The organism is Paenibacillus sp. LT-B23 (genome assembly GCF_059417685.1).
This window is the reverse complement of the sequence record NZ_JBSQBM010000022.1, coordinates 24,293-36,656: the sequence shown is the minus strand read 5'-3', so window position 1 is coordinate 36,656 and position 12,364 is coordinate 24,293. Positions and strand designations below refer to the sequence as shown.

Below are 12,364 nucleotides of genomic sequence, written 5' to 3'. Positions count from 1 at the left end.
AATTGAGTATTACTGCGGCCGTTTAAGCCGCAGCGTAGGTGTCGTTTGCAGGAATAGCCCTGATTGCTTGCTTTTTTGAAATCAGAGCCAAAATCGGTTTGGACAAAAGAGATACCGAGCCGGCTACGCCAAGGATGGGAACCCAATATTGCAGCGGCAGACGGGCGGTATGGAAAAACCCGGTCAATGGTGGGATATATAGGGCTCCTAGTAGAGCAAGCCAGGACACGCAAAGTGCCCCGATCAAGAAGCGATCTTTCGTCCAATCGCGCACCGTTTCTTCAGAGCCTTCCTGCCGCCACGAAAAGGTTTGTATTAATTGCCCCGCGACCAATGTTGCAAAAGCAACGCTTTGAGCCACAGGCACGGGCGCACCGACTGCAAGGCTTGCGGCAAATAAGCCGAGCGATCCCAATCCCAGCAGAACCCCTCTGGTAATCACTTTTTGGTACAGGTCTTTATCGATGAAATCCGTTCGTTTCTGCTGCTTCGTTTTCTGGCCCGGATTTACAGCAAGAACCATTGCTGGCAAAGCATCAGTCAACAAATTCATTAGCAGAATTTGAATAGGAACCAAAGGAATTGGCAATCCCACCATCACGGCGACACTGGTTACGATAATCTCGGCCAGATTTCCGGTTAATAAACAGCCGAGTGCTTTACGAATATTGCCGATAATGGTTCGGCCTTCCTTAACCCCCTCCAGAATCGTGCCGAATTGATCTTCCGTCAGTACCATATCCGCCGTTTCTTTCGTTACTTCCGTTCCTGTTCTTCCCATTGCGATACCAACATTGGCTTGTTTGATAGCAGGTGTATCGTTGACGCCATCGCCAGTCATGGCAACGATTTGTCCGCTTTTCTGCAGCGCTGTTACAATCCGGAGCTTGTGCTCAGGCGTGACTCTGGCAAATATGGATACTTGCTCCACAATCTGGCTCAATTCTTCATCTGATAAACGGTCAAGCTCATGCCCAGTTACAACACTCTGCGCATCACTGTAAATTCCGAGTTGCTTCGCGATGGCAATGGCGGTAATCGGGTGATCGCCTGTGATCATCACAGGTTTTAACCCGAGTGCAAAAGCTTCCTGAATATTTTGTTCTACTTCAGGTTTGGGAGGGTCCATCATTCCGGTCATGCCGACATAAATTAATTCATGCTCGTCATCAATGGACTCGTTGTCGACGCTCCCATCCAAAGGTCGATACGCGAAAGCAAGCACACGCAACGCTGCGGCTGAAAACCTTTCATTTTGCTGCATAATGTGCTGCTTCTGTTCTTCGGATAGAGGCAATATTTCCCCGTTTTTTTGATATCGATTGCAATGGCGGAGAATCGTCTCAACGGCTCCTTTGGAAAAGAGATAGCATTCCTGCTCCGTCTGAACGTCCTTGCAAACCACGCTCATTTTCGCGGTTTTAGAATCAAATGGAATTTCATGCCCGCGATGCCAATGGGTCATATCGTTAAGCCACAGTCCGTTTTTGGCTGCAAGGGTCAAAAGCGCGCCCTCAGTCGGATCCCCTTTGGTCATCCACTGTCCTTCCTGCTGCTCAAGCTTGCTGTTATTGCATAGCAAGCAGATTTGCAGCAAGCGAGTCAAATCAGGATCTTCTGAAGGGTTTTCGTAACTTCCTGCATTTTTGAGCCCTGCCGCTGCAGCGGCAGCCTCTGGAGCAAGCTCCTCCAATGCTCCCGTCGGTTCGTAACCATCGCCTGTTACAGTCCACGCGCGATCCGCGGTAGAGAGCGCTTTTACCGTCATTTCATTTTTGGTTAACGTGCCTGTCTTGTCCGTGCAAATAACCGTAGTCCTTCCTAATGTTTCCAATGAGGAGAGCTTTCGGATCAGCGCGTTTTTCTTCGCCATACGGAAGATACCTGCGCTGAGGGCAATAGTGATGGTAACCGGAAGCCCTTCAGGGATGGCAGAAGCCGCCAGTGTGATCGAAGTCGAAATCATTTGTGGAAAAGGGATGCCACGGAGCATACCAATTGCGAATACAAGTCCACCCACAATGAGAGCGCCTTTCACAAATTTTTTGCTAATTGACGTTACTTTTTCCTGTAAAGGGGTCACTTCTTTTTCCTGTTGCTTCAGAAGCGACATTAAATGCCCCATCTCGGTATTCATCCCGGTTTGTACAACAATACCAGTTCCCTTGCCTCCGCATACGTCGGTTCCCATGAAGAGCATGTTCTTTCTCTCAGATAAAGCACAATCCTCTGGCAAAGGGGACTCACTCTTTTCGACGGGAAGAGATTCCCCCGTCAGGGTCGACTCGTTGACTCGTATGTTCCATGAGCTGATCAACCGGATATCGGCCGGAACGCGGTCCCCTGCTTCCAGGGAAACGATATCGCCGGGTACTAATTCCACAGCGTTTAGCTCTACGTGTTGACCTTGTCTGATGACTTTGCATACCGGGGGTTGAAATTGATTCAGCTTGTCCACAATTTTTTCCGCTTTGCGTTCCTGAATCGTGCCAATTGCAGCATTCGCGAGCAGGATTGCCCCCATTGCAAGTCCATCGAATATTCCACCCGTAAGAAAGGCCAGTGCACTTGTCCCAAGGAGGATCAGAGTTGTGAATTCCTTGAATTGGCCCAAATATGCAATGAGCCAAGGAGTAGGTTTTTTACTCTCAAGCCGATTTGAACCATATTGGTTTCTTATAGAAAGAACCTGATCAGAGGTTAACCCACTTTGCTGGTTTGTTTGAAACCTGGCGATGATCTGTTCGTTAGGCAGTTGATGCCAGGTAAAAGCTTCGGAAGCGACCGCAGCCTCGTCCTTATACGCCATTTCCGGTGGAGATGGCAAGGCTTCACTCCTGTTTTTCGTTCTGGATATAAACACAAGCGATAAAGCATCTCCGATCAAATTGGCCACTGGGGCACTGATCATACCTAACGTAGCAAAAGCGGACCCTACAAGATTCCACTTTTTAGCAATTGAAGCATGCTCGTTTACGATTTGCTCTGTTTTCTCGGCATACAGAGCGCTTTCCTGAATATGTTGCAGCTCATGAATGGAAATCGTCTGGATTCCGGCTTCTTTATAAAACTCATTGAGCGGATTTTGTTCCAGACCTGAAACAAATAAAACCTCTTCGCCATGCTGCTTCAGCACAGCGATCCGTTCAATCACTTCGCCTTGTTCAAAAGAGGACCAGCTTGTATCCATGCCGTATTGCGAAAGCTTGTCAGCACTGATATGCAGGCTGTTATGCAACAGTCCAAGCCTCCAGCCTTTCTCGCTGAATGAAAAGGCGGCAGAGCCGTATTCGTTGACCGTTGATTGCCGATGTCTGGCAATTAACCCAAGACATTCGCCTTTGGCATTCCCCTGGCTTCCGACCAAAATAACATCGTATTCATTTCTTGCAAGCCTCTTTGATCTAAGCTCATAGGAACTGCAATCAATACCGTGCTCCTCCATATATTTGTAGCTGCCAATGATAATCTGTCTATCATTGACTTTTCCTTTTATTCCCTCTGGCTCTTCTTCCACATGAAAAGCAGTGCGGATCGTTCGGCAAGTTCGTTTCGCCTTGCTGAACACCTCTTCTTTCCATGGATGTTCTGTTTTCTCCATTAATGAAGCCGCCAAACATATCACTTTATCCGTATCTTGCTCCTTCTCCGCCATGCATTGAATTTCTTCAATCTCTGGACGATTAAACAGGAGTGACGAATCTTCGAATAAAATCGTTTTCGTTCGAGCGAGTTGAGATAATGAGCCTTTTTCCGGAACTACGTATTTTCTTTCTCCTGAAACGAGCTCGGCCTGTTTCCAGGCATACTGGGCAGGTACGGTCATCACCCGCGGATTTGCAGCCAGAAGCACGGCGATTGCTCGAAACGGATTCCGCGTAATGGCCCAAGTCATTCCGGCTCCAATTAATCCTAATCTGCCTGCTTTTTCGCTATATGCTTGAATTTCTGGTGACAAAGAAGCCTCTTGCTGTCCATTTAAAACAGAGCGGCTTCGCTTCCAGTTCACATATTGCAAAATGCTGAGTCCGGCAAGCACTACAAGATTCTCGCGCATAAGCGCGAGGGCGAAAGCGCTTGTACCTAAAATAAGATCGGAGTTTATTTTTTTCTTTTCCGAATAGGTCTGAATTCCTCGTTTGAGAAAAGGGTAGCCGGTTACGACAGATACGAGCGCCGATAAAAAGAAAGGAGCTGGACTTCTTGCCAGTACCGAACGTCCGAAAAAGACCTGCTTGATTCCCAACACGGCTAAACCACTCATGGAAATAGCCAATGCAATGGGGACTTTTTCCCTTGGCTCGCCCGTATTGGTCTTAGGCGTCGTTGGGATCATCGGCAGATCACAAGGAATATCCAATTCAGCCTGAGCAGCGGCAGCTTCTCGCTTCGCTTCCTTCGACCCGGTAACCTCGTTGTGGATATCCGGGCGGGCTGTTAGATTGGCCGAACAGATCCGATCTTCTATTTCGCGGAGTATATGGAAAATGTGCTGCTCAGAAACAAGTTTTACATCGTAAAGGAGCAGCACTCTGCCCGTCACTGTACAGGGTTCCGCTCTGTAAATTCCACTACAAGCGGACAGACTTTTGGCTAAAAGCTTTGCGGCGGCTTTGCTTCCCTGCAAGCCGTAAATTTCCATCCGTATCCTTCCAGGTAGAACATGAAGAAACCTGTTTTTGTTTCGCAGCGATACCATATCTAACCTCCCTTTTCCATAATCAAAAAATCAACTTTACTTATGATTAACAATAGTTAGCAAAATATGCATTTTGTTTTCTGAATGTAAACCTGTATAAAAATTTCATATAATGGAATTATTTTATTAACAACTTTTTAAGGAGAGGGTATTGTGGTCAAATCACCGCTTGGTATTATTTTCGCTGCTGCGGCCATAGCACTTGCTGTGTCCCCCGAAGCCCGAAAAGCCGCACGCAAACTTGCCGTTAAAGGAGCAGGAATTGTGCTTGAGCTCGCGGATCAAGTCAAAGACGGCACTAGAGAGCAACAATCCACAGAAGCAATAAAAAATGAAGAAAAAAATACACAACAGCTTTTGCTTCCGTAACAATTGGCAAATGTTCAATAGTTAAAAAAACGCATAATGGGGAACTACTATCTCGGAGTAATAAAAAAATTCAAACAAAGGAGAGATCAGCATGCTTCAAGGCGGTTCATTATGGGGAGGTCTTATCTCCGGAGGTATAACCCAACTGCAGAATACCATTAGCTTGACGAAAGGACAAATGGATAACAAAGATTATATGGTTCATACGTCGGGGAATCTGACAGGAGCACTCGGCGTCATGGCCGGTATTGAGTATGGGGCTATCCTTGGAACTTCGTTGCTGCCAGGAGTAGGGACAGTCCTTGGTTCCGTTGTTGGTGGGTTGTTAGGGAACAGTGTGGGCCAAACAGTTGGAATGCAAGCAGGCAATATGCTTCTTAACAACCGTTTGGTCACCAACATGACACAGTACGCATCGAAAGTAACCGAGTCCATAACGAGCCCGGTCGTGGATGCAATGCAGACGACAGCATCTCACGAATAAATAACAAAATATCCATATAACTCGCTAACTTCGTTTAGCGAGTTTTCCCCATTTTAATAACGAGAGGAACCTGAGAATCATGACTAAAAACGAACATGAGAATATTCCCGACACGATTACGATTCGCCTCAGTGCCACATGGCAATTGTTCCAAAAAATACGGTATTTATTATTTAGAAAAAAAGAATAGACAGATGGAGGCGTGCTCCGTGAACTATATTAATCGTGAAATAAGCTGGCTTCAATTTAACAGACGTGTTCTTGAGGAAGCGCAAGACGAAAGTACTCCTCTGTTGGAGCGAACAAAGTTCTTATCGATTGTTTCCACCAATCTGGATGAGTTTGTCAGCGTCAGGGTCGCAGGACTTATGGATAAAATTAGAGCAGGCAATCAAGAGGTCGATTTCACGGGCTTTACTCCGCAACAGTTACAAGATAAAGTAATCATCATGATTGAGCAATTAGTAGCCGATCAGTATGCAACCCATGCGCGGATTCTTCTACTGTTAAAGGAAGAAGGCCTTGTTTTTACTGATTTTGGCGAGCTTAATCCTGCGCAGAAGAAAGAAATGGAAACCTATTATCTTGAAAAGGTATTTCCCGTGCTAACTCCTCTAGCTATCGATAAAAGCCGCCCTTTTCCTCTGATTCGTTCGAAAAGTGTATATTTGGCCGTCGGTTTAAAGCCGCCTTCGGATGCATCAGGCAAGGAGGTTTATATTGCCTTGGTTGAAATTCCGTCCAATCTTCCTCGCTATATAAAGGTTCCGTCTCTATCGGATCATGATCATTGGCAGTTTATTTTGCTCGAGGATTTGATTAAGCAGCATATACACACTTTGTTTACTACGTATACTCCTGCAACTTTCCATACATTCCGTTTAACTCGAAATGCAGACCTTGATTTAAACGAGGAAGAAGCCGAAGATATCCTTGATGAAGTGGAAAAAGTATTGCGCGCAAGAAAATGGGGTACTCCGGTTCGTTTGGAAATAGAAAAGGGGTTTGATCCATTTGCACTGGAATTGCTAGAAAAAGAACTGGAAATAGAAAGCCGGTTTGTAATTACGAATGATGGACCTATTGACTTGAGCTACTTCATGTCATTCGCCAATTCGGTCGAGGGTTATGAGCATCTCAAGCATTCGAGATTTGATCCTCTATATCCGTGGGAGTTCACGAAAACGGACGATTTTTTTTCAGTGCTGCGAAAAAGAGATGTTCTCTTATTTCATCCGTATGAATCATTTGACGTTGTTAACGATTTTATCGAACATGCTGCTGCCGATCCATCCGTCATGGCTATCAAAATGACCTTGTATCGCGTAAACGGCAATTCACGGATTATCCGATCTTTGAATCAAGCTGCCGAAGCAGGAAAGCAGGTCACTGTAGTCGTCGAATTGAAAGCACGGTTCGATGAAGCCCGAAATATCGAATGGGCAAAAGAATTGGAAAAATCAGGATGCCATGTCGTCTACGGCCTGTCCGGGTTGAAAATTCATTCCAAAATGGTTTTGGTTGTACGTAAGGAAGCGGATTCTCTTAGACGCTACATTCATGTCGCCACCGGAAATTACAATGAAGTGTCGGCGCAAATATTTACAGATATCGGACTGTTCTCTTCCTATCCGGAGATCGGCGAAGATGTCTCCAATTTATTCAACAAGATTACAGGATTTTCCGCCCCGAGCCAGTGGCATTACCTCAGCGTAGCTCCGGCGCATTTGAAACAACGGTTGTTGGGCTGCATTCAGCGCGAAGTGGAAAATGCCTTAATCGGTAAACCTGCAAGGATTATAGCCAAAATGAACTCACTATCGAATAAACAGTTGGTCGACGAACTATACGCTGCATCCCAGGCAGGCGTCCGAATTGATCTGATCGTTCGCGGCATCTGCTGCTTGCGCCCAGGAATTCCCGGACTGAGCGACAATATTACCGTTCGCAGCATTGTCGGCCGATTTTTGGAACATTCCCGAATTTTTTATTTTGAGAATGCCGGCACGCCCCAATTGTGGCTATCCAGTGCGGACTGGATGACCAGAAATATGGACAAGCGGATTGAATTGATGTGTCCGCTATTGAATGAAGAACATCAATCTATTGTCATCCAATATTTATTGCTGCTGCTAAGTGATAATATTAAAGCCCGACAGCTGCTTCCCGATGGACGATATGTCATGGCGCACAATGAACAGCCCCCCTGCTGTAGCCAGATAGAGGCCAAAAATCTTGTAGTAAGGAAAAACAACTCCTTTTCTGTTCAAAACGACTTTATAATCCCGTTGGTACCCTCTGCAAACACAAACGGGTCAGACCTGATTCACTGACTGTTATCATCTCCTGTTTGGTATTGCTTCATAAGATTGTGCAATTTATCCAAAAGATGTGGCGCCATATCCAGAATCTTGTCGTATACAGTAGGAGAGTTATCCAGGTAGATCGTTTGAATGCCCATTTTGCCGATAATTAAAATTGCGAGAGGTGTTACGGACACACCTCCGCCCATACCTCCGCCGAATGACGGCATCACCCTTACGGATTCCTGATTGTGCCTGTCCAAATCGCTTCCACCTGCCGCAAAACCATAGCTTACTTTGCAAACAGGTATGATAGTGGTGCCGTCAGACGCGGCAATCGGTTCTCCAATAATCGTATTAACGTCTACCATGCCCTTTAAATGATCCATCGCCGTTTTGACAAAAGATTGTAATGGGGACTCTGTCATTCAATTCACCTCGCTACAACTGTTTTCTTATGTCATTGTAGTCAGGATTAAACAAGAATAAACCGCGTTCGGTACAGTCAGCAGAAATTTGGAACTCTCTAAACCATAGAGAGCCAAGCCCGATCCTGTCTCCACTCCACCTGCACTGGTGTTTCAAAAAAATCGCTAAGCGTTTCGCTGCTCAGAATATCAGTCGTTTTGCCTTTGGCAAAAACAGTACCCCGTCGTATCAGAATGGTATGCGTGTACATAGGTAGAATTTCTTCTATGTGATGCGTGACATACAGCAAATTCGGCGCACCCGGCGACTCGGACAACTGACGGATACTAGTTAGTAAAGCTTCCCGGGAAAAGAAGTCCAGTCCATTACACGCCTCGTCCAAAATCAGCAACTTGGGCGAGGCCATTAATGCGCGGGCGATAAGTACCTTTTGCTTCTCTCCCTGTGAGCAGCCCTGATACAAGCGATCTACGAGGTGAGCGCAGCCCAATTGGGTCATGAGCCGAACTGCCTGTTCATCATCGGTATCCGTCGTCTGATCGTAAAGCCCGATAGAAGCAAATTTGCCGCTAATGACAACATCTTGCGTGCGCTGGCTACCATTGATTCTTTCCTGTAAAGAAGAACTGACCCAGCCGATGGATTTACGCAGTTCCCTCAGATCCACTTCCCCGAAGGTGTGACCCAGCACACTGACACTGCCTGTAGTTGGCCATATGTAACCATTAATCATGTTAAGCATCGTTGTTTTGCCCGACCCATTCAATCCGAGTACAGCCCAATGCTCTCCTTCGGCTACTTGCCAGTTGATTTGATCCAGTATCGTACGGTTATCTCTTTTCCAGCTTACATTGTTCAGTTCAATGACAGAGGTCATGGCTGTACACTCCTTCTATTCATCATATCATCAGATGTTTATGAATGCAGAGAAAATCATCTTTGCTACGTTTATCTTCTCTTTAATATAAGGATAGCACAGGGTTACAGGTTGTTCAATTTCAAATTCATAAATACATTAGAAGCGAAACCATGACTAACAGCCCGCTCTCTGCCCCTTTTTGGGAGTAGAAGCGGGCTGTTTAGTTGTTATACTATCAGGATTTTGGAGAGATGAACACCGATTTATGCGGCAGCTTTTTTGCGATTTCCCGAGGGAGACTCAGGTTGGTCGCTAGTACATCCACAGGATTCCCTGCCAGCCATTCACTCAGATCTATGGCTTCGTAATGCCCGCTGTTAAAACCAATTAAAATGTGGCATACCCCCGAGCCCGTATTTTTGATATAGTGGCCCGATCCCATTGGTACATAGCCTACGTCACCAGCTTCAAACTGCTCTGTCACTGCATTACCTTCAGCAAGAAATACAGTCATTTCTGCGTTACCATCCAAATAATATTGCCATTCGTCTGCATTGGGATGCCAGTGCATTTCTCGCAATCCGCCCGGTTCCAGCTCAATTACGGACCCGGCCATGGTCGAAGAAATCGGAAAATCTTCTACAGTAACCGTCCGCTGCGTCCCGCCACCTGGTGCCAATCTGGGCTGTTTGGCCATTAAAGGATACCGATGTTTAGTGATCAGATCAGAAGAAATACGAGGATATGCATCATGAGATCCGTTAGAAGGTACAGGTCCTTTTACAAAATAGGCTTCCTTATCTGGCAAAAGAGCCAGCTCATCGGCTGCAAGCCCCAGGTTCTGCATGACAACCTCCGCAGGAGTCTGAGCGATGAAATCAGTTACGCTGAACGTGTGATCCTCTGAAAAATCTCCATTATCAAAGATCAGGATAAAATGACATTCCCCAGGACCAAGACCTTGAATGGAATGACCATAACCACGCGGAAAATACCATACATCACCAGGATTGAAGATATCGACATAGGAAGATCCGTCCGGATGGATTATGGTTGTCCGACAGGAACCGCTTACCACATAGGCCCATTCAGCCGCATTAGCATGCCAGTGGAGCTCACGCATCCCACCCGGTTCCAAACGCATGGAAACCCCGGCTATTCCTGTAGATACGGGAAAATCATGTACCGAAGCTCCGCGTGTGATGCCTCCCGGTCCGGTTCTGGGTTCCTTTTTCTCCAAAGCATACTTAAATGATTTCATAGCCGATTCCTCCTCAAAACCATTCTATATGTCCATTTTTACTTATTTGAAACATATCTATTATATACCTTTAATGTGAATAAAATCAAATACATTCATTCTTTATCAATAGGATGTTCAATTTGATCCTCATATTCATCAAAATATACATTTCCATCAGAACTAATTACGGCATAATTGATATTTTCAATAGAAAGCCCTTTCTTTTTTATCTGCGAATGTAGCCACTCTGTTGTAATGTCATTCTGCTTTAAATTTGCTTCCACGATGTTCCCGTCCATGACTAATTCAATGGGAAAAGTCTGTTTGGAACGAACGTCCAAATGCAAATCTTTTCTGGTTACAGGCATACGATCCGGCTTGGGTAATACGGAAATGCTTCCATTCAGCTCGAGTACGGCATACTGAACATCTTGAATATTAAAAATATTTTTCCCCCTTAGCTCCTGATTCAGAGTATCCAGCGTAATTTTAAGCTTTCTCATATTACTCTCCAAAATTTTTCCTTCTTGGATTAACACGGTTGGTTTTCCCGAAAACCAGTTTCGCAGCGTGCGGTTCTTCATGGAAAAAAACATCAGCAAGTAAGAAATCCCAGTAAATGTAAGCAAAGATGTTAGTAAAATCCTTATACTTATTGTGTTATTAAAGGCAAGATTCGCAGTAATGGCCCCCAATGTAATGACAGCTACAAAATCATGGTAGGTCATTTGTGCAATAGTCGATTTACCCAATATACGTGCTATAAGCATCATTAGAGTAAATGCAGAAATTGACCTTAAAATGGTTTCCCATAGTTCCATATATCAAGACCTCCGTTCTCATTGTTTTCATATAGCTTTTCCAATTCCATTTTTCTCATTACATTCATTTTAGATCAGCAATAAAACAGGAAAATCAAGTATGTAAAAAGGATGAATCGACAAGGCATTCATCCTTTTATTTCTCCATTCAGAGCTACAGTCACCGAAGTAATTCCTCGCTCATGAACTTTTTGCTTTTTTAGAGTCTATTTTTTAGCCTTATCCTCATTCTCATTCTTATTTTTATCCTTATCTTTGCTTGGAACTGTAGCCTTTCTCTTTTCATTGGCCAGTCGCCAATAGCTTAATACTTTGCGGTACATGGACTTATCTTTTAATTGATTAAAAATATACGGATCAGGTTTCGTATTCACCTCAATAATCCATGGGGTAAAGCTACGATCCAGTCCAATGTCCACTCCTATTTGCCGGAAATTCGGATATGTTTTTTGCAGCTGTGCGGCAACGGTAATACCCAAGGCATTCAGCTTCTTTATCAGCTCAGCCTGCTTGCTTTGGGATAAATGGGACTTTAGCAGCTCCCCCAATGCCATTGGCTTGCCGCCGCTATGATAGTTGGTTACGATTTTGCGGGGATGACCGAGCCGACCAATAATTCCGGTAGATTCCCATGGCCCTTTTGCATTGCGCTGCACCATGACCCGGACATCAAAGTAACGCTTCTGATGGCGCAGTAAATGGATTCCCTTTTGAATGAGATAGCTTTTCTTCCCCGTTTTCTTCGACAGACTGATATACAGTCCATCCAAACTTTTGAACTCCAGACGCTTTTCCTCGTATTGATAGGCAAAACGCTGCCCTTCTTCCTGCTCTACTCTCATCACACCTTTGCCAAACGTGCCTCGCTCGGGTTTTACATAGACCATGCCGTATTGCTCAAGCATCGACTTCAGATTTGCTTTGTTGTATTTTTGAGTATTCGGTATAAAAGGCTTGATGCCGCGATGCTGGAGCAGCAATCTGGTTTTGTGCCACTTGCTGCGCAAGGCCTGCGCTTGTGAAGATTTCACTTGCCCCTCTCCTCTCTGCTTTCAGGGTAGAACGCTCCTGTATGAAAAGATCAATCCATCGTATGCGCCAAATCCCCATCCGAAAGCTCCATCAGCCCTATCCACCGTATAAATGGACTACTGACC

At 45.2% G+C, this 12,364-nt stretch carries 9 protein-coding genes; 3 read left to right on the top strand and 6 right to left on the bottom strand.

Features of this window, described 5'->3' with window-relative positions; all coding sequences use genetic code 11:
* Positions 1-22 precede the first annotated feature (22 nt).
* A complete protein-coding gene (locus ACWXW9_RS23045; RefSeq protein ID WP_494931340.1) occupies positions 23-4,699 on the bottom strand; it encodes a cation-translocating P-type ATPase in 4,677 nt (1,558 codons plus the stop codon).
* 153 nt (positions 4,700-4,852) lie between these two features.
* Here ACWXW9_RS23045 and ACWXW9_RS23040 point away from each other — a divergent pair, with 153 nt between their 5' ends.
* The 3 genes from ACWXW9_RS23040 to ppk1 all read left to right on the top strand — a co-directional run bounded on the left by ACWXW9_RS23040 (position 4,853) and on the right by ppk1 (position 7,885).
* Positions 4,853-5,068: a hypothetical protein gene (locus tag ACWXW9_RS23040; RefSeq protein WP_025686432.1), complete on the top strand. Its 216-nt coding sequence runs from the start codon at positions 4,853-4,855 to the stop codon at positions 5,066-5,068.
* Positions 5,069-5,159: 91 nt separating this feature from the next.
* Positions 5,160-5,552 carry a glycine zipper domain-containing protein gene (locus ACWXW9_RS23035; RefSeq protein ID WP_494931339.1) on the top strand — a complete coding sequence of 131 codons (393 nt, stop codon included), beginning with the start codon at positions 5,160-5,162 and terminating at the stop codon, positions 5,550-5,552.
* Between the two features lie 194 nt (positions 5,553-5,746).
* Positions 5,747-7,885, top strand: a complete 2,139-nt coding sequence (gene ppk1 / locus ACWXW9_RS23030; RefSeq protein ID WP_494931404.1) for a polyphosphate kinase 1 — start codon at positions 5,747-5,749, stop codon at positions 7,883-7,885.
* Here the strand turns inward: ppk1 and ytfJ are convergent.
* From ytfJ to ACWXW9_RS23005, 5 genes are all read right to left on the bottom strand, one after another.
* On the bottom strand, positions 7,879-8,283 hold the full coding sequence (gene ytfJ, locus ACWXW9_RS23025; protein WP_494931338.1) for a GerW family sporulation protein: 405 nt from the start codon (positions 8,281-8,283) through the stop codon (positions 7,879-7,881). The two genes, ppk1 and ytfJ, sit on opposite strands and share 7 nt — an antisense overlap.
* Before the next feature lie 98 nt (positions 8,284-8,381).
* Complete coding sequence (locus tag ACWXW9_RS23020; protein WP_494931337.1) at positions 8,382-9,161, bottom strand: ABC transporter ATP-binding protein; 780 nt, start codon at positions 9,159-9,161, stop codon at positions 8,382-8,384.
* Positions 9,162-9,378: 217 nt separating this feature from the next.
* Entirely contained in the window at positions 9,379-10,404 is a 1,026-nt protein-coding gene (locus tag ACWXW9_RS23015) for a cupin domain-containing protein (RefSeq protein ID WP_494931336.1), read from the bottom strand.
* Between the two features lie 95 nt (positions 10,405-10,499).
* Positions 10,500-11,207 carry a DUF421 domain-containing protein gene (locus tag ACWXW9_RS23010; protein ID WP_494931335.1) on the bottom strand — a complete coding sequence of 236 codons (708 nt, stop codon included), beginning with the start codon at positions 11,205-11,207 and terminating at the stop codon, positions 10,500-10,502.
* 206 nt (positions 11,208-11,413) lie between these two features.
* On the bottom strand, positions 11,414-12,238 hold the full coding sequence (locus tag ACWXW9_RS23005; protein WP_494931334.1) for a YheC/YheD family protein: 825 nt from the start codon (positions 12,236-12,238) through the stop codon (positions 11,414-11,416).
* Positions 12,239-12,364: the final 126 nt, after the last annotated feature.